Annotated in this window: 27 protein-coding genes; all 27 read right to left on the bottom strand. The window is 45.8% G+C overall.

Annotated features, from left to right (window positions below; translation table 11 throughout):
- Positions 1-61 precede the first annotated feature (61 nt).
- The 27 genes from speE to DCMF_RS02805 all read right to left on the bottom strand — a co-directional run bounded on the left by speE (position 62) and on the right by DCMF_RS02805 (position 22799).
- On the bottom strand, positions 62-892 hold the full coding sequence (gene speE / locus DCMF_RS02940; RefSeq protein WP_148133052.1) for a polyamine aminopropyltransferase: 831 nt from the start codon (positions 890-892) through the stop codon (positions 62-64).
- Positions 893-1013: 121 nt separating this feature from the next.
- Positions 1014-2456: a S41 family peptidase gene (locus DCMF_RS02935; protein WP_148133051.1), complete on the bottom strand. Its 1443-nt coding sequence runs from the start codon at positions 2454-2456 to the stop codon at positions 1014-1016.
- Positions 2453-3100 carry an endonuclease III gene (gene nth / locus DCMF_RS02930; RefSeq protein WP_148137704.1) on the bottom strand — a complete coding sequence of 216 codons (648 nt, stop codon included), beginning with the start codon at positions 3098-3100 and terminating at the stop codon, positions 2453-2455. The genes DCMF_RS02935 and nth overlap by 4 nt, the downstream gene beginning before the upstream one ends.
- A 138-nt stretch (positions 3101-3238) precedes the next feature.
- The gene (locus DCMF_RS02925) at positions 3239-3502 is read right to left on the bottom strand and encodes a spore coat protein (RefSeq protein WP_148133050.1); all 264 of its coding nucleotides are present in this window, start codon (positions 3500-3502) and stop codon (positions 3239-3241) included.
- A gap of 31 nt (positions 3503-3533) precedes the next feature.
- On the bottom strand, positions 3534-3740 hold the full coding sequence (locus tag DCMF_RS02920) for a spore coat protein (RefSeq protein ID WP_148133049.1): 207 nt from the start codon (positions 3738-3740) through the stop codon (positions 3534-3536).
- Between the two features lie 39 nt (positions 3741-3779).
- Positions 3780-3947, bottom strand: coding sequence for a DUF1540 domain-containing protein (locus DCMF_RS02915; RefSeq protein ID WP_148133048.1), 168 nt, complete (start codon positions 3945-3947; stop codon positions 3780-3782).
- A gap of 88 nt (positions 3948-4035) precedes the next feature.
- Positions 4036-4275, bottom strand: coding sequence for a hypothetical protein (locus tag DCMF_RS02910; protein WP_148133047.1), 240 nt, complete (start codon positions 4273-4275; stop codon positions 4036-4038).
- A gap of 42 nt (positions 4276-4317) precedes the next feature.
- Positions 4318-4515 (bottom strand): hypothetical protein, encoded by a 198-nt coding sequence (locus DCMF_RS02905; protein WP_148133046.1) that lies wholly within the window; start codon positions 4513-4515, stop codon positions 4318-4320.
- 134 nt (positions 4516-4649) lie between these two features.
- The gene (gene dinB / locus DCMF_RS02900; RefSeq protein ID WP_148133045.1) at positions 4650-5837 is read right to left on the bottom strand and encodes a DNA polymerase IV; all 1188 of its coding nucleotides are present in this window, start codon (positions 5835-5837) and stop codon (positions 4650-4652) included.
- 228 nt (positions 5838-6065) lie between these two features.
- Positions 6066-6215, bottom strand: a complete 150-nt coding sequence (locus tag DCMF_RS02895; RefSeq protein WP_148133044.1) for a DUF1540 domain-containing protein — start codon at positions 6213-6215, stop codon at positions 6066-6068.
- 89 nt (positions 6216-6304) lie between these two features.
- Positions 6305-6991, bottom strand: coding sequence for a metal-dependent hydrolase (locus DCMF_RS02890; RefSeq protein WP_148133043.1), 687 nt, complete (start codon positions 6989-6991; stop codon positions 6305-6307).
- A 100-nt stretch (positions 6992-7091) separates the two neighbouring features.
- The gene (locus tag DCMF_RS02885; protein WP_335582421.1) at positions 7092-8369 is read right to left on the bottom strand and encodes an FAD-dependent oxidoreductase; all 1278 of its coding nucleotides are present in this window, start codon (positions 8367-8369) and stop codon (positions 7092-7094) included.
- A gap of 134 nt (positions 8370-8503) precedes the next feature.
- Positions 8504-8725, bottom strand: a complete 222-nt coding sequence (locus DCMF_RS02880; protein ID WP_148133041.1) for a hypothetical protein — start codon at positions 8723-8725, stop codon at positions 8504-8506.
- A gap of 196 nt (positions 8726-8921) precedes the next feature.
- The gene (phoU, locus tag DCMF_RS02870) at positions 8922-9578 is read right to left on the bottom strand and encodes a phosphate signaling complex protein PhoU (protein ID WP_148133039.1); all 657 of its coding nucleotides are present in this window, start codon (positions 9576-9578) and stop codon (positions 8922-8924) included.
- 13 nt (positions 9579-9591) lie between these two features.
- Positions 9592-10344: a phosphate ABC transporter ATP-binding protein PstB gene (pstB, locus tag DCMF_RS02865; protein WP_148133038.1), complete on the bottom strand. Its 753-nt coding sequence runs from the start codon at positions 10342-10344 to the stop codon at positions 9592-9594.
- Between the two features lie 5 nt (positions 10345-10349).
- Complete coding sequence (gene pstA / locus DCMF_RS02860) at positions 10350-11195, bottom strand: phosphate ABC transporter permease PstA (RefSeq protein WP_148133037.1); 846 nt, start codon at positions 11193-11195, stop codon at positions 10350-10352.
- The gene (gene pstC, locus DCMF_RS02855; protein ID WP_148133036.1) at positions 11195-12100 is read right to left on the bottom strand and encodes a phosphate ABC transporter permease subunit PstC; all 906 of its coding nucleotides are present in this window, start codon (positions 12098-12100) and stop codon (positions 11195-11197) included. The genes pstA and pstC overlap by 1 nt, the downstream gene beginning before the upstream one ends.
- A 167-nt stretch (positions 12101-12267) precedes the next feature.
- Positions 12268-13137 (bottom strand): phosphate ABC transporter substrate-binding protein, encoded by an 870-nt coding sequence (locus DCMF_RS02850; RefSeq protein ID WP_148133035.1) that lies wholly within the window; start codon positions 13135-13137, stop codon positions 12268-12270.
- A 160-nt stretch (positions 13138-13297) separates the two neighbouring features.
- Positions 13298-15079 (bottom strand): two-component system histidine kinase PnpS, encoded by a 1782-nt coding sequence (gene pnpS / locus DCMF_RS02845; protein WP_148133034.1) that lies wholly within the window; start codon positions 15077-15079, stop codon positions 13298-13300.
- A gap of 4 nt (positions 15080-15083) precedes the next feature.
- Positions 15084-15767 (bottom strand): response regulator transcription factor, encoded by a 684-nt coding sequence (locus DCMF_RS02840; RefSeq protein ID WP_148133033.1) that lies wholly within the window; start codon positions 15765-15767, stop codon positions 15084-15086.
- 142 nt (positions 15768-15909) lie between these two features.
- Positions 15910-16710, bottom strand: coding sequence for a histidinol-phosphatase HisJ family protein (locus DCMF_RS02835; protein WP_148133032.1), 801 nt, complete (start codon positions 16708-16710; stop codon positions 15910-15912).
- A complete protein-coding gene (locus DCMF_RS02830; RefSeq protein ID WP_148133031.1) occupies positions 16710-17090 on the bottom strand; it encodes a hypothetical protein in 381 nt (126 codons plus the stop codon). The genes DCMF_RS02835 and DCMF_RS02830 overlap by 1 nt, the downstream gene beginning before the upstream one ends.
- Before the next feature lie 62 nt (positions 17091-17152).
- The gene (locus DCMF_RS02825) at positions 17153-18112 is read right to left on the bottom strand and encodes a hypothetical protein (RefSeq protein WP_148133030.1); all 960 of its coding nucleotides are present in this window, start codon (positions 18110-18112) and stop codon (positions 17153-17155) included.
- An 83-nt stretch (positions 18113-18195) separates the two neighbouring features.
- Positions 18196-19995 carry a GTPase HflX gene (hflX, locus tag DCMF_RS02820; protein WP_148133029.1) on the bottom strand — a complete coding sequence of 600 codons (1800 nt, stop codon included), beginning with the start codon at positions 19993-19995 and terminating at the stop codon, positions 18196-18198.
- 13 nt (positions 19996-20008) lie between these two features.
- Positions 20009-20806 (bottom strand): MBL fold metallo-hydrolase, encoded by a 798-nt coding sequence (locus tag DCMF_RS02815; protein ID WP_148133028.1) that lies wholly within the window; start codon positions 20804-20806, stop codon positions 20009-20011.
- A 6-nt stretch (positions 20807-20812) separates the two neighbouring features.
- Positions 20813-21544, bottom strand: coding sequence for a demethylmenaquinone methyltransferase (locus DCMF_RS02810; RefSeq protein ID WP_148133027.1), 732 nt, complete (start codon positions 21542-21544; stop codon positions 20813-20815).
- 43 nt (positions 21545-21587) lie between these two features.
- Positions 21588-22799 (bottom strand): cofactor-independent phosphoglycerate mutase, encoded by a 1212-nt coding sequence (locus tag DCMF_RS02805; RefSeq protein ID WP_148133026.1) that lies wholly within the window; start codon positions 22797-22799, stop codon positions 21588-21590.
- Positions 22800-22845: the final 46 nt, after the last annotated feature.

The following is a 22845-nucleotide window of genomic DNA, read 5'->3' as shown; positions in this document are numbered from 1 at the left end:
TTGTTTCCCCACCTGGTTTCTTTTGAAACAATTCTTCCTGCAGGGGGTAATTCCAGGCAAATTATTTTAGCAAATCCTGTACAAACAGGGGAAGGGCAAAGGCCGCTTTATGTATTTGAGGAGTATAATAACGGGTATTGGTATCGGGAATCTTTGCCGTATCTACCGCTTCCGGATCGTATTTTTTCGAGCCTATGGTAAAACTCCACATGCCGCTGGGATAGGTAGGAATGTAGGCCAAATATAGTTTGGCAATGGGAAAAATAGATTTAAAATCCTGAAATACCCCTCGAATTAAATTCTCTGTTAAGAAGGGGGACTCGGTCTGGGCAACAAAAATTCCATCCTCTTTTAAAGCATCAAAAATGCCCTGGTAAAAGCCATGTTCAAAAAGACCTACCGCCGGTCCCGCCGGATCAGTGGAATCCACCAGAATCACATCATATTTTCCTTTTGATTCCGCAATATGTTTGATGCCATCTTCAACCTTTACTTCAACTTTGGGGTCATTTAAACCGCAAGATATTTCCGGAAAATATTTCTTAGACGCATCGATTACGGCAGGATCAATCTCCACTAAAGTAGCTTTTTTTACGTGGGGGTGTTTTGCTATTTCTCTGATCGCGCCACCGTCTCCCCCGCCTACCACCAAAACATTTTCCGGATGCGGATGGGTATTGAGGGCCACAAGGGAAATCATTTCGTGATAAACAAACTCATCCTTCATGGTGGTCTGAATGGCTCCATCCAAGACCAACATCCGTCCGAAAGTATCCGTATCCAACACTTCAAGGAACTGAAAATCCGTTCTTTCTTCATGCAATTTTGTCTTAGCCTTAAGAGAAATCGCAACCCCAGCCTCTTGGTGTTCCGTATACCATAAACCTTTCAAATCCTTTAACCTCCATTAAAAGATGGATATAATTTCCTGTCAAACATTTGTATTATAACTAGAAAGCAAAAACAAAATCAACCCTTAAATGGAAATTTAAAGCATCCGAATGGGATTAATTTCAATCAACCAGGTAGATCGACTGGGCCTTTTCCTGCCATCCGATCCGATAACCCAAAGCTTCAGCCAATAGGCGTGCAGGAACCATGGTATATCCGTTCTTTACCACCGCTTTTCCTTTTATTGTTCCTGATCCGACAGAGATTATTTTAGAAGCAAGGTCGACTTCCAGTTTCCCTTTCGGAGACGTCACAATGACTTTCCCGTTTTTCCATTGAACGCTGGCCCCGCAATATTGGGCAATCTCTCTTAAGGGTACCATCACATTGCCATTTAAAATATAAGGGCTTACAGGCAAATCATAGGTGTGAAAACCTACAAAAACCTTGGGGGATCCCAGTGTTAATTGAACGTCAAAGAGAGATATATTGTCCCCCAGCATTTTTACGGCTTTCTCCAATTGCTTGTCAGGATCCGGTTCCAAAATATTGGGAGTAAGGCCCTTTGAATTAATATCCTGTCGTCCTCTGGTTAAATATTTGGCTGTGGTTAGTTTTAAGCCTCCGCCGTTACTAAGGGTAAAAATAGTTTGCACACAACCTTTGCCGAAAGTTTTTGTGCCGATCAGGATACCGGTTTTAGCATCTTGAATAGACCCGGCCAGTATTTCCGCAGCGCTTGCCGTCCCTTCATTGACCAGTACCGCTATAGGAAGTCCCCGGGGTTTCTTAAAAGTGCGCAAGACATTTTCTTTTCCGCCTTTTTGGACCACATAGACGACAGGTCCTTTAGGGACAAAATTGCCGGCTATGTCCACCGCAGCGTCCAGCAATCCTCCCGGATCATCCCGCAAATCCAGTACCAGCGTCTGAATATTTTGGGCTTGAAGTTCATCTAAGGCGTCACTCATTTCTTGCGGGGCATCAGAAGTAAAACTATACAATTTAATATATCCAATCCCCGGTCCGATCAACTTGTACTCCAGGCTGGGAACTTTTATCGTCGCTCTGGTGACGGTAAACTTGATTGCTTCCTTTCCGCGCAGAACGGAAACCGTTACTTTTGTCCCCTCCAGTCCCCTAATTTTTCCTGCTACTTCGGAGGAAGAGAGCCCTTTTGTGGTTTCACCGTTAACATGGGTGATAATGTCTCCTTCTTTTAGTCCCGCTTTTTCCGCAGGGCTGCCTTTCATCGGGCTGAGCACTTGAACCTTTCCGTTTACTTCATTTATGTACATGCCTACGCCAACATATTTTCCATCCAGAGAAGACAAAAAATCAGGAAATTGTTTCGGATCAATATAGGTAGAATAGGGATCATTCAGGGCATAAACCATTTCCTGTACCGTCGGCTTGCTCAATACACTTGGGTCAACGTCCTGGTAATAACGGGTTTGAATCCAATTCTTCACTTCGTTTAAATTATTATCACCATAGGCGGCACAAGTTCCTACAACCATAAAAATCAGGGAAAACACCAAGATCCAATAGAATTTCTTTTTCATTGATCTATCTCCTCTCTGTCTTTACATGACGGGCAAAGGCTGGCCTCCGGGCACGCCTGGCATTTGGGATTCCTTGCAGTGCAAATTTTACGTCCATGCCAAATTAACCAGTGGTGGGCATTCCCCCATTTTTCCGGGGGGATTAATTTTATTAATTGTTGTTCCGTCTCATCCGGCGTTTTCGCGGTACTTAAACCTAGCCGCCCGGCTACCCGAAAAACATGGGTATCCACAGCTAGTGCGGGTACGCCAAAGGCATTGCTTAAAATGACATTGGCGGTTTTCCTGCCTACGCCGGGAAGCGTCATTAGTTCTTCTCTTGTTCTGGGCAGCATCCCCCCAAAGCGTTCCATAATCATTTTGGATGCAGCAATAATATTCTTTGCCTTATTTTTATATAGACCGCATGTTTTGATAGATTGTTCCAGTTCCTCTTGTTCCAGTTCGGCAAACTGCTGGGGCGTATTAAGCCTGCGAAATAAATCCTGTGTAATTCTGTTCACCTGATTATCATTGGTTTGAGCGGACAGGATCGTAGCCACCATCAGTTCAAAAGGAGTAGAAAAATTTAACGCCGTAGTGGCATTGGCATAAGTATTTTCCAGAATATCTAAAATGGCCTCTTGCTTCTCCTTTTCATTCATGCTTTTCTCCCGTAGATTCGTTTTATTTTGTATTACAACCATACCTCCTGTACATATGGTATACCCATTATTCTTCGATGTAAACATGAAAAAATCGCAATCATCATTGCGATTTTTTCAGCCATTTATTTCTATAAATTACATCATTGTCTGCATTTGTTGAACCTGGCTTTGTGCCTTGGAAATCTGGGTCTGGTCCGCATTTTGAACTTGATACCAGCCTTGTTGGTTCATAAAATTAAAGATTTGATGGTTCGCCTGCAGTTCTTCCTGACAGATCTTCATCACATCGCTAAACAAACTGTCGCATGCCGTTTCCCTTGCCATACCGGTATAAGAATCGGCCAGATATTTTTGATGCAGTAAACATTCATGGGCAATAGACTTATCATTTCGAGGCATTTGTTTTCCCTCCTTTTTCTTTGCTCAATAGTTATGACATCATTCTTCCGCTGCTGATATGCTTGCTTAAAGTGTCAAAATGTCTTTGATGCATATTGGCAATGTCTTGAAACATACGTTTGCATTGAGGATCACTGCATTGATTGGCTGACTCAGTAAACATCTGGACCTGTTGTTTTTCAATGTCCAGATGGTCGGTAAGATACAGTAAATCCTTTTGAGAAAGTTGTTGGGACATCAAAATTACCTCCTTTTTTATTCGTCCACTAAAAAACAGCTAGCGTCTGGTAACAAAAGTGGCACAGTCGGTATCCTGGGTATCGGATGCATTCTGAGGCTGAATTTCAATTTTTGACGCTGTGCAATGATCCCCGCTTTGATAATATTCGCAGGTGTTTACGACACATTTTACCCGGGTAATAGCATCACTTTTTTCCACTCTCATTTTTCGCACCTCTTTTTTTATATTTTTCATAGGACCCATGGAATATTATTTCCCAAAATGGCAGGTTTATTTTGGTAATTATATACATTTAAATAGGCACTTCTAAATAATCGTCATATTTGCAGGTAGGACAGTAGATTAAATGAATACAGATCAAAGTGCTTTTATGGTTTCTCTTGTGCTCCAGTTCAATTAGCTCTCCATCCTGGTAAGGACTATAAGGTCCGGCATAATCCTCCACCATACCTAAATCTTCCATGGGTGTTCCGCAAATCTCACAGGGTCCGGGAGTGGTGACTCCGTTACACAATGGGCATCCTAAAAACATAAGGCTCCCTCCTGAAAAAGTTAAAACCCGCTCAACCGGGTTTTAACTTTTATGGCTCTGTATTTTATGGATAAACTCCTCTATCTTATTGGCCCTTAAACCATCTTCTTCCGCCCAATGCCGAAAGTTTTTAGCAATTTCAGGATCGTCCACTTTCATGGAGAATCTTTGATAATCCCGTACTAGTTCTTGTTCGTTCAATAAGGATTTGGCTAAAAAATCATAAACAGACGGTTCCATCTTTTTACCTCCTTAATAATGTTAGGGAACACACCTCTATATCAGGCATTCCTATCCTGCCGAGGAATGTCCCCAATTTATCTTCCTGTATAGTATGGATGAAAAAGCAATTTAATATGCAAAAAGCAGGCAGCCTAATCCATTTTACGGAAATTCGTTTTTTTGCCGTAAAGAACGGATCCCGGGACGACTGCCATCTCTCCGTATTTTTCTTTTAAGTGATCGGTTACTTTCGTGAGTTCCGCTTCGCGCACATCCTGTGCCCCAAAAAGAGATTGCTGCTGCACATTTTCAGAGCAAAGATTAGATACAGATACGCCAAGCAAACGGACAGGCTTTTTTAGAGGCAGCTCTTTTTTGATTAATAAAGAAATATTTTGGTAAATTGTTTTCGTTAAATTTGTAGGATCTGTGCAAGTATGACTGCGGCTAATAGTCTCCCAATCGCAGTATCTTAATTTAAGCGTGACCGTCCGGCACTGTTTCGACCCTTTTCTTAATCGCAATCCGACCTGATCTGCCAATTTGCCGGCGATGGAAAATAAATAAGACACGTCAATAATATCTTGGGAAAATGTAATTTCTTTTCCTAATGATTTTGCCTCATGTTCCGGGACTACAGGACGCTCGTCGATTCCCCGGCAAAGATAAAAAATCTGCTTTCCCTGTTTCCCAAATAAAGCTTCTAAACGGGTCAGGGACAAGCTCTTGGCATCACCGACCGTTTTGATGCCAAGTTTATTGAGAGTTAATGCTGTTTTTTCTCCGATTCCCCAAATAGTATGAACAATTAAAGGATCTAAGAAAGAGGCTACCTGATCCGGATGGACCATGGTAAACCCTTGAGGCTTATGAAAATCCGAGGCCAGCTTGGCCACAAATTTGTTGGGGCCGATACCTACGGACGCGGTTAAAGCATGAACCTGCCAGATTTTCTGTTGTATGGTACGGCCAATATTTTCTGCCGTTTGAAAGAGGCCGAGACTGCCTGTTACATCCAGAAAAGCCTCATCAATTGAGATCTGCTCCACCAAAGGAGTAAATTGATAGAAAATCTCCATAATACTCCGGGAGACCCGTTCATATTCATGATGGCGGGGGGGCACAATGATCAGATCAGGGCATTTTTTAACCGCCAAGGCCATGGCCATCGCAGAACGAACCCCAAATTTACGTGCCTCATAGGAAGCAGCAGCCACTACGCCCCGGGTTTCCGGTTTTCCCCCTACGACAACCGGTTTTCCTGCAAATTCGGGGTGGTCACGCTGCTCTACCGAGGCAAAAAAAGCGTCCATATCCACGTGTATGATTTGGCGCAGCATCCTTTTTCTCTACCTCCCGGAATAAGGGCTGTTTCTCTAAAAATATTTCGGGATAAACCCGTCTATACCTTCCTATTTACGAAAATCCTGCGGATTTCTTCTGGCCCCGGGGCACCTGGGTTCGGGAAAGTAAGAAAAATGGCGTTCGGCAATTCATACAAAAAAACTTATTGGGGCTGATAGGTTAAAACCGGGAGACTCCCGGTTTTAACCTGACCAACTTGGCTTCTATTCCCTAGGCGCAAAGGTTTCACAGGCAGTCCCATCTGAAGTCTCGACAGACATATCCCCGCTGGAACGGACTTCAATGCCCCCAGCATGGCATAAATGATTCTTGTTATATTTACATTCTTCCACAACACATTTTACGTTGCCCAACTCATTCACCTCCTAAAATGTATGTCAGATCTATTGTGCCCCAAAAAAGATAAAATACTTATCAAAAAAGCGCAACATCGTTGCGCTTTTTAAAACTCAAAATTTTCTCCCGGGTTCAATATTAAGCATTTGCTTTGGGTTTTTGCATCCACCTGTTTTTTAAACAGTTCCGGATCCTGTTTAATGACGGGCCAGGTATTGTAATGCATGGGGACCACCATGCGGGCTTTTAGCCATTCCGCAGCAATGACGGCGTCTTCCGGCCCCATGGTAAAATTATCTCCGATGGGCAAAAAGGCCACATCTATTTTATTGTATCGCCCAATCACATGGTTGATATCCCCGAACAATCCGGTATCACCTGAATGATAGAGACATCTGTCATCCATCCAAATCAGAAAACCGCAGGGATTTCCGGTAAAGGAAATCGCATTGTCATCCACAAACCCCGAACCATGCCAGGCCTGGGTCAATTTCACCCGCACCCCGTCAAATTTATAGGCTCCCCCAATATGCATGGGATGCACCGATACCCCTTGCCGCCTGCAAAAAAAGGCTAATTCATTGGGCGCAATAATGGGTGCTTTTGTCCGCTCAGCGATCTTAACGGCATCGCCTAAATGGTCGCCATGTCCATGGGAAACCAATATATAATCTGTTTCAATTTCTTCTGCTTTTTTGGCGGCTGCCGGATTACCCGTTAAAAAAGGATCAATAATCAGTTTTTTATTTCCTTCAATAAAAAAACAAGAATGCCCTAAAAATGTAATTTTCAAACTATCACCCCCCTATTTTTATGTATTATACTATAGAGTGGATGATTATTACCAGTATATACAAAAGATTTTTAATTTTTCGATAATTTTGCTAAGTTATCTATCGGATTGGCCCATCAAAGATACCCATCATCCCGGATTGGTCCACCCGCCGTTTTATTTCCTCCCGGTCCGTAGAATAGGTCCCCTTCTCTTGCATCCTCTGGAAATACAGTCCGCCGGAAAAAGTGTACCTTTTTGCTAATCCTTCCTCCGTTTCCAGAGCTTTATTCACCTGATCCAAAATGTCCCCACAGGCTAAAGTCTCCGGAATCTTGATTAAGGGAAATCCCTTTGCCTGCCGTACTCCGTTATGGCCGGCCAAAGAGCCGGTAATAATGGCTTCTGTGTGACCAACCAGGGGGCCGGCTTTTTCCCCGGCACAAAAAAGGTTTTCCAATCCTTTCGTCTGCAGGTAACGGTTGACAGGCGAAATGGCGAGAAAGCGGATGGAATTGCCGATTCCACCTGAGTAAGGATCCTCAAACCGGGCTTTTTCAAACCCGGGAACTTGTCTTAATAATTCCAAGGGAAAATAAGGGGACATCAACTTGGCGTGCCCGGTATCCAAAAGAACCACATTATCGGCAAAATCTTTTCCGGCGTATTGCTGGCATGCTTTGCGCGCCAGCATTTTGTCTCCTTTTTTCAAAAATTCCGGAATTGGCCGGACTACCACACCTTTTTGCTGAAGTTCGCGTATAATATCATCAGATAATGATTCTTTGTGCAGTTTACAGGAACCACTCATGGCACCGGTTGAACCATCCGTATTTACGCCCATTTTTTCTTTGATCCCTGCTCTCCCCGCAATGCTCACCCGGGGCCCGAAAGTAGGACAGCGATAAATACACATCACACAGCCGTTACCAAACTTGGCGCAATTACCTGCCGGTCCGGCTGTCCCTGTCGTTTCCACAAAAATATCCCCCGGGATTTCTCGTCCCTGTGCTGTGATCACACTTGTGATGGCTTGTCCGGCTCTTTTGATGTCTGTGATGCGGGTTTCCGTTAGAACATCAACCCCGTAACATAATAATTTCTTTTTCACAGCCGGTTCGATCGCGGTAATATCATAAAGGAAGGCATGTTTATGTCCGGGGAATTCAATATTTTTATGACGGGACACATGATCCGCCACTTCAAAAAGCTCCCCGCAGCCCATCGCTATCCCTTCCTCAGCTGCAGTATACCTGCCGTTATTTCTCATAATACCGCCTACCAAGCCGGTACCTAACAGCATGTCGCACCGCTCAATTAAAAGTACTTCATCGGCCCCGGCCTTTTTAGCGGTCAGGGAAGCAGCGCAGCCCGCCCAACCTCCGCCTACCACAACCACCCGTAGCAAAGTGACCCCCTCCTTTCACATGATAGATCCAACAAGACACGGGGTCACTTGTCGCTTCTTCGTTGCCTTGTTCTCTGATGCGCAAAAAAGCGGTTACATTTCAGTAACCACCCATATGATTCATGCTATAAACCGCAACACATGGCAAGTAAGGCTAAGAACAGCCAAAAAAGAATCAAAATAATCCAAAACTGAGGGAAAAACAAGGCATACAAAAACAGGAAAATCGTCGCTATGACAACCAGTAATCTACCCAAAACCCGGAGCTCAATTAAAAAGGCAATCCACTTCACACGTCCGAATAAACCAAAAAATTTGTTGCGCATAAAATGATTAAAATCGGACACGGCATTCCCCTCCTATCCTTGATCTATTATATTCATGAGGCCGGAAGTTGGTGCCAGTCCTTTAGAATATTTAATTTATCTCGCCATGGCCAGGCAGCCGGATAAACAGATTACCCTGACAGACGGGGGAACGGTTCTTCGATCTCATTTTCAGTTCGAAGAACCGTTCCCCCGTCTGTCCCTTGGCGGTACCAATCTAATTATTGATGTCCGTTCTGTCTCCGGTAACTAAATAAATCACCGCTTCACCGATATTCGTGGCCCGGTCCGCAATACGTTCCAGGTAACGGCTGACAAAAAGCAAGTGGGTCGCCTGTTTAATGGTGCGAGGATCTTCCATCATGTAAGTTAATAATTCGCGAAAAATCTGCCTGTGCAGGTGATCGACCAAATCATCGTCAAGACCAACACTGTTGGCCAGGTTTGTATCTTCTTTTACATACGCATCCAAACAGTGTTTAACCATTTTTTGCGCATATTCCGACATGCGGGGAATGTCAATCAAAGGCTTTATCAGCGGCTCATGAGAAATTTGCAGAGCAATTTTAGAGATATCCACCGCATGATCTGCCATGCGTTCCAAATCTCCGATTATTTTCAGGCCGGTGATAATTTTACGCAAGTCTTTCGCCATGGGCTGCTGGGTAGCAATAAGTTTCAGGCATTGATCCTCAATTTTGGCATAAAAATCGTCGATGATGTCATCCTCATCAATAATTTTTTGGGCCAAAACCGTATCCTGCAATTTCAGGGCAGCCACCGAATTGGCAATGGCTTCCTCCACCAAACTGCCCATGCGTAAAATTTGCTGCTGCAGGTCTTTTAACTGGGCCTGAAAAGTCTCCCGTGTCATACTGTTCCCTCCTTTATCCAAATCGTCCCGTAATATAATCCTCTGTCCTTTTATCCCGTGGTTTGGTAAAAATAAAATCAGTCTCCCCAAATTCAATCATTTCCCCGTTCAAGAAAAAGGCGGTATGATCGGATATCCGGGCGGCCTGCTGCATATTATGGGTAACGATGACAATGGTATATTTTTCTTTTAATTCCTGGGCCAATTCTTCCACTTTCAATGTAGAAATCGGGTCGAGAGCAGATGTAGGTTCGTCCATGAGCAATACTTCCGGCTCCACCGACAACACCCGGGCAATACACAACCTTTGCTGCTGCCCCCCTGAAAGACCTAGGGCGCCGCTGTGCAGCCTGTCTTTCACCTCATTCCAAAGAGCAGCAAGTTTTAAACTTCTTTCCACAATCTCTTCCAACCGTTTCTTTTCTTTGATCCCATGGATTCTGGGGCCGTAAGCAACATTATCAAAAATACTCATGGGAAAAGGATTCGGCTTTTGAAACACCATCCCCACCTTTTTTCTTAATTCTACCACATCAACCGACTTATCATAAATATCCTGATTATCCATATGCACCTGGCCTTCCACTTTTACCGACGGGATCAGGTCATTCATCCGGTTCAGCACGCGCAAAAAGGTAGACTTTCCGCAGCCGGACGGTCCGATTAATGCGGTAATTCCCTTTTCTTTAATCGTAAAATTAATATTGATCAAAGCTTGAAAACTACCGTAAAATAAATTCAGATTGGTGATATCTATTTTCCCCATTACTTTTACCTCCTGCCTGAGCTAAGTTCCAGCTTTTTGCGTAAAAACCCGGCCGCCGTGTTGATGATCAGGATGGTGATAATTAATACAACTGCCGTGCCAAAAGCCATCTCCATGGCACCGGTTTCCATGGCCACCATATATAAATGCATTGACATGGTCCGGGCCCCGTCAAAAAGGGAATGGGGCATCAACAGGGTTCCTCCCAGGGTCAAAAGCAAAGCTGCCGTTTCCCCTACTACCCGCCCAATGGCTAAAATAATCCCTGTTAATATTCCCGGAATTGCGGCCGGAAGCACCACCTTGCTTACTGTTTGCCACTTGCTTGCACCCAAAGCCAGGCTTCCTTCCCTGTATGTCAAGGGAACAGTTTTCAACGCTTCTTCCGATGTCCGGACAATCGTCGGCAGAACCATAATGGCCCCCGTTAAAGAGCCGGATAGGATGGACCACCCTCCTGTGATCGGCCGCAAAAGAATGACAAAAAAAGCAAAGCCGAATAAGCCAAAAATAATGGAAGGAATACCTGCCAAAGCCTCGGTACCGAATCGAATCAGCCGGGTTATTTTCCCTTCCCTGGTATACTCATTGAGATAAATAGCTGCCCCCACCCCAATGGGGATGGCAAAAACCAAGGTAGCAGCGATTAAATACAGGGTGCCGAGGATGGAAGGGAAAATCCCTCCCTTTGCCCCCATTTTTCTAGGAACATCAAGCAAAAAATTAAGGTTCACCACGCCAATACCCTCTTTAACGATATAACCAATAATCAAAAAGAGAAAACCTACGGTAATGGTGGCCGCTGTCCATAAGAAAAATCGGGCGATCTTTTCCTGCTGCTTCACAGTCATTAGGTTTCATTCACCCCTTTCCGGGCAATCCGGCCGGCAATCAGGTTTAAAATCATAATAAACACAAACAGCACAATTCCGGTGGCAAATAAGGCCTGCTGATGCTCAGGTCCGGCATAGCCCATTTCTAAGGCAATATTTCCTGTCAAGGTCCGCACCGGGGCAAAAATACCCCACAAGGACAAAGCAGGTACTTCTACGGTATTTCCTGCCACCATAATCACTGCCATGGTTTCTCCTAAGGCCCTTCCCATCCCCAGTACGATGGCAGCCAATATGCCGGAACGAGCAGCCGGGAGCAAAACTTTCGCTATTGTTTGCCAGTGGGTGGCGCCCAGCGCCAGGCTGCCTTCCCGGTATTCTATGGGGACACTGCGGATGGAATCTTCCGAGATGTTAATAATCGTGGGCAAAATCATTACGGCAAGAATGATGGAGGCTGTTAAAATGCTGTAGCCCCATTGGTATTCCGGTGGTAAGAAATTGCTGAGAAAGTGGCGTTCAATATAAAGAATAACATTTTTCACCAAAACCATCCCAAATAAACCATAAACCACTGAGGGGATGCCGGCCAGCAGCTCGATGGCAGGACGGAAAAAGCGCCCGGTTTTTTCGGATACGATTTCAGCCAAAAAAATTGCTGTGGCAACGCCTAAAGGTACGCCCAGAACTAAAGCGCCCAAGGTCACCACAAAGGTCCCAATGATCATGGGATAAATGCCGTAAATTTGTTTCGTAGGATTCCATATTTCTCCGGAAAGGAAATGAAAGATGCCATATTTCTCCATCACCGGCAGCCCTTCTTTAAAAACAAAGAAGCCAATCAAAATAATCACTAAAACCTGGGCCAAAGCCGCACAAAATAACGTTTTTTCAATAACTTTTTCTTTTGTTTTGTTTGCCATTGTAACATCCTCCGGCGTTTTCGTTTCTTATTTACCAAAGGAGTAATCAAACCTTGGAATTAATACCCCCATGTTTTTTTACTTCCAGACAGGCAAAATCGGGGTGGCTGGGCCACCCCGGCTTTTCAACCTATCCGGCGATTATCTCCTGTTGCTCTTGGGATCACTTAATTGATGGCAATAAACTCTTCCCCAACTACTTCCTGGCCTTCCGCACTCAGAACCCAATCCGTGAATGCTTTGGCTAAATCGGTAGGTTCCCCTTTCGTCAAGAACAGAAAGGGACGGGAAATGGTATAAGTGGTGGCGATCACATTCTCTTCGGAAGCTTCCACGCCGTCAACTTTGACCGCTTTCACAGAATCATCCAGGGAGCCCAGGGAGATAAAACCGACAGCATTGGCGTCACTGGAAACAGCGGTTCTGACTGCACCGGTAGAGTTTTGAATGGCGGCGCTGTCCGTAAACTTAGCATCTGCCCCTAGTACCAGCTCTTGGAAAGCATCTCTGGTTCCGGAACCTTCTTCACGGTTGATCACAACGATGGGGGCGCTGTCTCCGCCTACAGCTTCCCAATTGGTAATTTCACCGGTAAAGATGCCTTTAATCTGATCCTTGGTAAGACCTTCTACTTTATTGGCAGAATTTACGATCACGGCAATCCCGTCCTTGGCTATGACTGTGGGCACAAGCCCTAATCCGCCCTCATCTTCTTTCAATTCTCTAGAAGACATGCCGATGTTGGCAACTCCCTCAGCAGCAGCCTTAATTCCGGCGCCGGAACCTCCGCCCTGGACATCAATTTTAACACCGGGGTTCTTTTCCATAAATACATTGGCCAACTCTTCCGCTAAGGGTTGCACAGAGGTGGATCCTGCTAATTGAATATTTCCCGATAAAGTTTCTGTACCTTGTTCTTCTTCCTGGGTATCATTTTGGGTGGCATCCTGATCCCCACTCTGGCCGCATCCGGCTGCCACCAAAGCTACCATCAATAAGCATAGTAAAGCAAATTTTCCCAACTTCTTCGAAAACATGTACTTAAGTTCCTCCTTTAAATTTTTTGGTAAATTTTGATCTGAATACACTTTACCGCGCCTGTGTAAATCTAGTATTACCGCTTTGTTAAGAATAGGTTAAGAAAAAAGAGGCTGCCGCCTCTTTTTTTCGCAATATTTACCCCGAATTAACCTTTTCTTAACCAACCGCTTCATACTTAGGCAGGGTAAACCAAAAAGTACTTCCTTCATTGAGGGTGCTTTCCACCCGAATACTTCCTCCCATATTTTCCACCATATGCTTGACAATGGAAAGACCCAGTCCAAAACCTCCCATTTGCCTGCTTCTCGCTTTATCCACCCGGTAAAAGCGCTCAAATATTCTGGGCAAATCTTCAGAAGGAATTCCCATCCCGGTGTCTTGCACACATATTCTGACAAAGTTTTCTTCTTCCTCCGCCCCTACCGTCACCCTGCCTCCGTAAGGTGTATATTTTAAGGCATTATCCAGCAGGTTAACCAAAATTTGCTTCACCCGGTCCGGATTCGCCTTCACCTGGGGAACAACGCCGGGAAGATTTAATTCCAGAGCAATTTGTTTTTCTTGGAAACGTTGCCTCATTTCCTCGGCCACTAATGTAATAATCCCCAATACCAGCACAGGCTCTTCTGCTTCCTGTCGATTGGATTCCAGTTGGGACAGGGTTAGCAGTTCATCTACCAGCCTTTTCAAACGGTCAGCTTCCTCGTCGATCACCGTGACAAATTTCTCGCTCACCTGCCGGTCGTCTAAGGCTCCGTTTAACAAAGTTTCCACATATCCCTTGATCACCGTCAGGGGTGTCCTCAGTTCATGGGAGGCATTGGCCACAAAATCCGCGCGCATCTGTTCCAGTTTGCGCAGTTTGGTAATATCGTGAAACACCAGGGTAATTCCACTAATCTTTTTGTCCCGGTAGACCGGTGCAATGTAACACTGAATCACCCTTTCTTCCGGAAAACGAAGGGAAAACTCATATTCAATGATTTTTTCCGAAATGAGACATTTTTCAATCTGATTGTTTAAGCCAAAGTGGCGGATTACCTCCAGATTATGTTTTCCCTCGGAGGTCACAGCGCTGATGCCAAACATTTCTTCCGCAGCCGGATTGACAATGCGCACCAATCCGTGATTATCCAGGACCACGACCCCACTGACCATGGTGTGCAAAATGTTTTCCAAACGGCTCTTTTCCTGGGATATTTCATCAATGTGTTCTTTTAAAGTCTGCGTCATATAATTAATGGTACTCCCTAATTCTCCCAATTCGTCCCTGGAACTAGAGTACACCCGGGCATCTAAATCGCCCGCGGTAATTTTACGGGCTCCTGCACTAATACTTTCAATGGGCTCCGTGAATCCCTTGGCCAGTTTTAAACTTAATAAAACGGCGATAAAGGTGGCAATAATAATTCCTGTAAACAGGATTCCCCGCAGTTTTAGAAAAGTGTGCTTGATTTCTTGGAGAGGATGGGAGATTCGGGCCACACCCACCACTTGACCTTGCGCTTCAATGGGTACCGCCACATACATGGTTTCCAATCCGGCCGTGCTGCTCACCCTGACATACTCGCCCACCTCTTTGTGCAGGGCCTTTTGGATTTCCGGCCGGTGACCATGGTTTTCCATATTCGAAGGATTAAATTGAGAGTCCCCCACTACTTTGCCGTTGGGCAAAACGATGGTGATTCTGGCCTGGAGGGTCCTGCCCAAATCCTTGATCTGGGCGTCAACCTGGTCAAATTCGCCAAGGGCAATGGGATCAGAAATCAGATTTGACACTAAACCGGCCTGATTTGCCATGTTACTTTCTAGATTTGACAACAAGTAGTTCTGCAGCATCCAGATTAAGGTGATGCCCAGTACGGCCATGGATATTAAGATTAAAAAAAGATAAGTGGAAATGATTCTGCCTCTAATCCCCCGAAACACCCGCAACATATGATCACTCCTCAAACTTGTACCCTACACCCCGGATAGTTTTTAAATAACGGGGATTAGCGGAATCCTGCTCAATTTTCTCCCGCAGGTGTCTCATGTGCACATCAATGGTGCGGGTATCGCCAAAATAATCATAATCCCACAACTGCTCCAGCAATTTTTCCCGGGAAAAAACCCTGCCCCGGTTGGTGACCAAAAGCTTTAGCAATTCATATTCTTTCGCCGTAAGCTGAATTTCTTTCTCATCCACATGGACCTCGTGTCTCTCCACATCGACGGTAATGGGGCCGGCCTTGATCACGGCTTTTTCCTCCTCCCGGGGTTCACTGGTGACCCTGCGCAGGATGGCTTTTACCCGGGCAACCAATTCCCTGGTACTAAAGGGTTTAATTAAATAATCGTCTGCCCCCAGCTCCAAAGCCAAGACCCGGTCGAATTCTTCCGCCCGCGCTGTGAGCATCAAAACCGGCACGTTACTTTCTTTTCTTAGTTCCCGTACCACATCAAAGCCATCCATTCCCGGCAGCATCACATCCAGAACAATCAAATCGGGCCTTTGCTCACGGGCCATCGTCACAGCTTTACGGCCATCATATGCTGCAATCGTCTGAAAACCGGCATTTTTTAAATTGTATTCGATCAGGCTGACAATATTTTCTTCATCATCGACAATTAATATTTTCTGCATTTCTCCCACCCTAATAATTAATATCGTTTTAAAGCAATTGTTCCATAAAAAAGCGGTTTTTCCTTTAATTTATTGTTAAGATCCTGTTAAAACTGATGGAAAAGAACCCGGAACCAATTCTCTGTTTAGGGTTCTTTCGCGTTTAGACAGGTAGGGGAACCTTTATTGGCGCTCCGTTTCTAAAAAGGCAGACATAATTGAAGCCGCTGGTTTTCAATACCTGATAAGCCTCCTCAATTTTATAGCCCACGGCGTCTGTCCGGTGGGCGTCTGACCCCACCGTGATAATTTCTCCGCCCAATTCCCGGTAGCGGGTTACCACATCTAGCGTAGGTAATGTGTCCGCCAATTTAAATCTGAATCCGGATGAATTGACTTCTATGCCCCGGTGGGAACGGATCAACTTCTTCAGGATGCTGTCGATTAAATCGGCATATTCCCGTGTGCTGATGGTCCGATCATCAAATCCGGGATACCGGCGGATCACATCCATATGCCCTAAAACATGAAAATCAGCAAATGTCTCCACCAGCCGGTCCACTTCCTGCAAATAGCTTCGATAGGCTTCCTCACGCCGCTTGCCCTGGCAAAAATCCCCGTTAAACAGCTGCAAGCCGTCAATGTGGTGGACCGAGCCAATGATAAAATCAAAAGGATTTTTCCTGACAAAGTCCCTGTTCCTCTCCATTACCTGAGGCTGGAGCCCCATTTCCAAGCCTTTGACAATATTTAGAGCGCCAAAATATTTTTCTCTGGCCCGGTCGATCTCTTCGGAATATTTTTCATAATCCAATAACAAATCGATGTGACCGGGACAGTCATAATCCAAATGCTCGGTAAAAGCAATTTCTTTAAATCCTTTTTGGATAGCCAGCTCACATACTTCCTCTATGGATAAGCGACCATCGGGCGAATTGGTGGAGTGCAAATGATAATCGTACATTATTTCTCTCCCTGCTGCAAAAAAATAAAATCACCGATCATGATCACCCGGCGGGAAAAAAAGGCCTGCATTAAAAGATTCTTTTCTTTTTCCGACAAATCATAAAAGAAGGCGGCTCCCGGCTTACCGGGAAAAATAATCAAACTGGTTTTCCGGCAAATCAAGCGCCAGGAAACTTTCTCTGTGGGCGGTTGGACGGTAAGCACATTAGAAATCTGAAAAGAAGCGGTTCCTTTCTCTGTGAGGCCTTGAAAAAAGGATTGCCCGAGCAGATAGGGCAAAACAGCATAAAATCTGATCATGCCGTCGGGCTCCTGGTAAACAAAGTGCATCCATTCTTTTTTATTTATCTTTTCTTTAATCACGGCGAGAATATCCATAATTCACCGTTTCCCCTGGTTGAGTTTTCACTCTTTATTTTCCACCGGAGTGATTTATTTCCTTAATTAATCATATCACAAAAATAATGACCAAAAGAAGTCTGAAAATATTTAAAACCGGCAAAAATGTTCTGGCAGCGGTCAAAAACCATGCCCTGGGAATCCCGGGAAATGACATTTATCACCGGCCTTTTTTCTCCGGCCAAAACCGCCCTTTTGATCAGGTGAATGATATGAACATCCCCGGGAGGAAAAGAGTATCCCACAAAGTTAATCACATCCGCATTTTTAATCTGGTGGAAACATTGCATCCAAACATCATGCAATTGGGGAACTAAAAACTGTTTCCGGTAAGATGGCGTAACAACTACGGCTAGAAGAGGATGCTCATCAGCCGGACACCTCTGATCCGGACCGTCAAAACAGTCGCTTTTTTCACCGGCCAGGAGATAAATATTGTTGCACCGGCTGCAATACCGCCAGTTTAACGAACCATGAGGCTTTAACAACAGCTGTGTCCCTTTGCTTTTCTTACCGCTTCCCTCTCCCAATTGGGCAGCAAAGTTAAATCCATAGGTTACCTGGCCTACAAAGGAAGTAAGGATATGGTCTATCACCGTATCATAATTCAACGAAATAATGGTATCTTCCTGCGCTAATCTTGTGCAAAATCCGGCAAAAACATCTAATCGTTCCGGTTTCACCGATGCCTCTAAAATTTTGCATATGACCCGAATCAAAGTCTCCCGAATGCTCCGCAAATCCTCCACCTGGTATTTTCCTACAGAAACATTCTGTTCTAAAGCCAGGTCGATGAGGGTTAACAGTTCCGCCGTATCAACAGCCACCTTTTGGCCCGGTTGGCCAAAGTTTAGATAGACGGCAAAATCCAGCAGGGTGCAAATTCTCTGTTCTCCTGTTTTTTGCCCTACGGCCTCAATCTGTTCCCAAATCTCTTTTTGCGTAGGAACTCCGGCTTCTCTTGAGGCTCCTGCGCCTAAAAAATAGATTGTGTTTGCCACAAAAGCATGACTCCTTGTATATTTATTTGGTTTCCTCATTAAGATTCCCGAAAGAAGAAGAAAAAAAGCACTGATTTGTGCTTTTAGTCCGTAAGGAGTCCTTCTCGTTCCAGCATACCCTTCATGCGCTGATCCACATATGCCTCCATTTCAATTCCTTCGGCAGAATATCTTTCGTTAATCACTCGGCCATAATCATGAAGCGCCGTAACCAAAGAAGCTTTTTTAAAAGGAATCAAGACTCTGATCAGTGTTAAGGGTTGGGGAAGCATTTCCCCAATCTGTTGCAGCAATTGGTCTATGCCCATCTTTTTCCGGGCAGACACAGCCACCCCGTGATCCACTCTGTGCAGTAAGCGCGCCAAAGTCCCATCGCTATCGATTAAATCAATTTTATTAATCACAGAAATCATCGGTTTTCCCATGACACCCAGATCCGTTAAAACTTGATGCACCGCTAAAATATGCTCGTCTACCTGATCATTGCTTCCATCAATCACATGCAATAAAAGACCAGCCTCCATGGTTTCTTCCAAAGTAGCCCGAAAAGCCGCCACCAGATGATGAGGCAGTTTTCGAATAAAACCAACCGTATCTGTGAGGAGGAAGGACCGGTGACCAGGCAATTCCACAATCCGGGTCGTGGGATCAAGGGTGGCAAACAATTGGTCTTCCACCAACACGCCCGCCCCGGTCAGACAATTCATGATAGAAGATTTGCCTGCATTCGTATAACCTACTAAAGCGACCACCGGCAACTCCATTGCTTCCCAACGCCGGCGGTGGATGTTCCGGACCTTACGCACCGTCTCTAAGCGGTGTTCCAAATCGGAAATGCGCTTTCTGATCCGTCTCCGATCCACTTCCAGCTTGGTTTCACCGGGGCCTCTGGTGCCAATGCCTCCTCCCAAACGAGATAGAGCCGTACCCTGCCCGGTGAGGCGGGGCAGCAAATACTTCAGTTGCGCTAATTCCACCTGAAGCTTTCCTTCATTGCTCCATGCCCTTTGGGCAAAGATATCCAAAATCAACATGGTCCGGTCAATAATCTTGACTCCGATCAGTTCTGCCAAATTTCTTTGCTGGGCCGGCGACAGCTCATCATCAAAAATAACCACATCCGCACCCTGTGCCTGAGCCGCCAGCTGAATTTCCTGCGCTTTTCCCTGGCCAATATAGGTCGCAGCATCCGGCCGGCTTCTTTTTTGAAGATCCTTCCCCAGCACCGCAAGACCGGCCGAGACAGCCAGCTGTGCCAACTCATGCAAGGATTCCAGCGTGGTTTGGTTGTCTTTTTCTGTTTGGAGAGCAACCAAAAGGGCTTTTTCCTGGACCGACTTTTGGTCAACAGGAAATAAGGGATCCCCACTTTTCTCGATCTCTTCCACGTCAGTCAGATAATCGTATTCTGTCAATTCCCTCAAACCGGTCAAAACCATTTTTCGGGTCACCGGTTCGGACGCTTTTAATTCCAGAAAACCTAACCCGATCGTGCCGATGGACCCGTTTTTGAGAATACCCAAAGCAACCATACAGTCAAATCTCATGATTTCCAAAGCGGCTAAGTCCGCCGGACTCAGGTCGCCGTCTTCCCCCGGGTGGGTATGAATACAGCGGACCCCACTCAGGCGCCGGTGCCCTCTCCGGACGGAAATCTCATCCAGAGGGACGGTATCCCCATTACCAACAGCCACATGAAGCACTTTCCCGCGCCGGTCCAGGTATACCGCGATTTCTTTATTGGTGGCATGGGTAATAGCTGCCATTTCTTGGGCCAACTGAACGTTGATCACCTGACCTCGTTCTACGGTTATATCATATGAAGATTCCAGCCTTTGGATCATCACCTGAGAAAGACCTTCGATATTTCCCCTTACCGACATCGTTTACTCCTTTTCAAAAATTGAACATCATTCCGTCTTTTGCCGCGATTACCGAAACACCTGTTTCCTTTGCCAACTGCCCGGCGATCATTTCCGGACCCGCCTCGATCACCCGTTTGCCGAAGTGGGTAAGAAGGACAGCCTTGGGCTTCAGACAAGAGATTAAGGGTAATATTTCCTCAGCGGACAGGTGAAAAGCCTTTTCACTGTGAAAGGGTTTGAGAAAGGTCATATTGATCATGACAATATCCGCTTGATAAGCATCTATCAGCCCGGGGAAAAACCTGGTATCTGTAATACAGGAGATACTGATATCCTGATAAAACAATTTCACTCCGTAGGTTTCCACGGGATGGAGATGCCGCACGGGAACCTCAATGCGGATGTCTTTGAGATCAAAAGCTGCCCCTGCCCGCAGCACATTAATCTTTTTCGTATAGCTCCTTAAATATTGAAATAAAACCGGCTCCGGCCCTTCTATTACGTCCGCGGGGGCAAATACCTGTCCTTTCGGATGAAATCCGCCATCGGCCATGGCCTCCACCATCACATTCATGTCCCCGGAATGATCAAGATGGCGGTGCGAAAGGATAATTCCGTCCAACAGGGTGGGGTCCAAAGGAGGACTACCTTCCCAACACCTGATCAAAGTGCCGGGGCCAGGATCCAGGAGAAGGTGGCACTTGCCCAAGCAGATCCAGATTCCTCCTGAGGAACGCAACTGTTTGGACATGACAACCCGTGCCCCTGCCGTCCCGAGAAACTTAATAAACCCCCGGGACATATCTTCCGCCTCTGCCAATTTCATCATCTCATTTCACCGAATTCGTGTCTTTCTACCTTCAACAACGGCAACAACACCACCGCAAAGATTATGGTAGCAGGCAGCCTCCAATCCTGCTTCATGAAACAACCGGGCCAGCTCTTTTTGGTGGGGAAATACCCGGGCGGATTGATGCAAATACTGGTAAGCCGTTTCCTTGTGCGCCCCAATTTTCCCCAGCAAAGGAATGATCTTTTCAAAATAGAGCCAGTATGCCTGTTTAAAAACGGGCAGCTCCGGTTTTGCCATATCCAGAGAGACGACCATTCCCCCAGGTCTAACCACACGCATCATTTCCTGCACCACGGTAAAAATATCCGGAACATTCCTTAACCCCCACCCTACGGTCACGGCGTCGAAAGAATTATCCTCAAAGGGGAGGCAGAGGGCATTTCCCTGGATCAGATTAATGATTTCTTTAAACTCGGATGCTGCCACCGCCTGACGGGCCACTTCCAACATGCGGGGAGAAAAATCCAGTCCTGTGACGCGCCCCTCTAGTCCTACCCTTCTTGCCAATTCCAGCGTAATCTTTCCCGTTCCGCAGCAGATATCTAAAGCCACGCCGCCCGGCCGGATTTCTGCCCGGTGCACGGCAAACCGGCGCCACCTGTGATCCATCCCCAAACTCATCAGGGAATTCACAAAGTCATATTTGGCAGCAATGGAATCAAACATTTCACGAACGTAATGTTCCTTCTGCTCCTTGCTTGGTAAAATAGTCATGAAAACCTCCCGGCCATGGATTAAGAGGCTTCTGCACGCAGAATCACCCTTTAATAAATCGTGTCATTAAATCCGGTCCGTTTTTAATGAAACTGCCGGAAGACAACGCGTTTTCTTCACAATAAGTATCTATGGAACCCTTGATGGGGTACCGGCTGTCATAAATCATGTAAGGCACAATTTCCGCGGTATGGGTTCTGATGCTGACCGGGGTAGGATGGTCCGGTAAAATCATTACCCGGTAGTCCTCCTTCAGAGCATCCAATCCGGGTAAAATTCTTCCCACCACTTTATCATCGATCTCTTCAATGGCTTTGATTTTTTCTTCGATATTTCCGTGGTGTCCGGCTTCATCAGGCGCTTCCACGTGCACATAAACAAAATCTTTCCCATCTTTTAATTCTCTCAAAGCAGTCTCGGCTTTTCCCGCAAAATTAGTGTCAATGTTTCCTGTCGCTCCCGGCACGTCGGGGGCGCTAAGACCGGCGCAAATTCCCAACCCTTTAATCAAGTCAACCCCACAGACAACCGAACCTTCTAGCCCATACCTTTGGGCAAAAGACGACAATACGGTTTTTTTACCCTGGCCCCAAATCCACAGGGAGGTGGCTGGATTAAGTCCTCTTTGCCGTCTTTTTTTATTCACCGGATGATCGGCAAAAATGGCCAGGCTTTTGCGCATAAATGCGGTCAAGACCTCGCATCCCGCACCTTTTGGCAAATATGGGCCAATTCTTTGATCCGAAATATCGTGGGGAGGTGTCAGGTCAAATTCAAACCGGCCATTTGCCCAGACCAGCAAATGGCGATAACTGATGCCGGGATAGAAACGAAATTGCTCTGACCCCAGCTCCTGATTAATGTCATGCATCAATTCCCGGGCTTCCTCAGTGCTAATCTCTCCGGAGCTATAATCCAGCATCATTTTTTCCTGATAATCGTCTTCACCGGATAAGGTAACCAAATTACACCGGAAGGCGACATCATGCGCATCCAGATTCACACCCATACTAACCGCCTCAATGGGCGACCGCCCGGTATAATAAATCTCCGGCTCATACCCTAATACGGCTAAATTTGCCACATCACTTCCGGGAGCAAAACCATCGGGAACCGTACGCACCATTCCCATTTCGGATGCTTTTGCCAGCCCGTCAATATTGGGCTTATAGGCAAGCTGAAGCGGCGTTCGGTTACCAAACGCCGCCAATTTATAGTCAGCCATACCGTCTCCTAGAATCACCACATACTTCATGATAAGCCTCCTGTTGCGCAAGTTCCTGGTTCCAGAACTGCTATTA

It is taken from the genome of Candidatus Formimonas warabiya (genome assembly GCF_002777255.1).
Classification (GTDB): domain Bacteria; phylum Bacillota; class Dehalobacteriia; order Dehalobacteriales; family Dehalobacteriaceae; genus Formimonas; species Formimonas warabiya.
The sequence above is the reverse complement of the archived record's forward strand: the minus strand, read 5'-3'. Positions and strand labels throughout refer to the sequence as shown.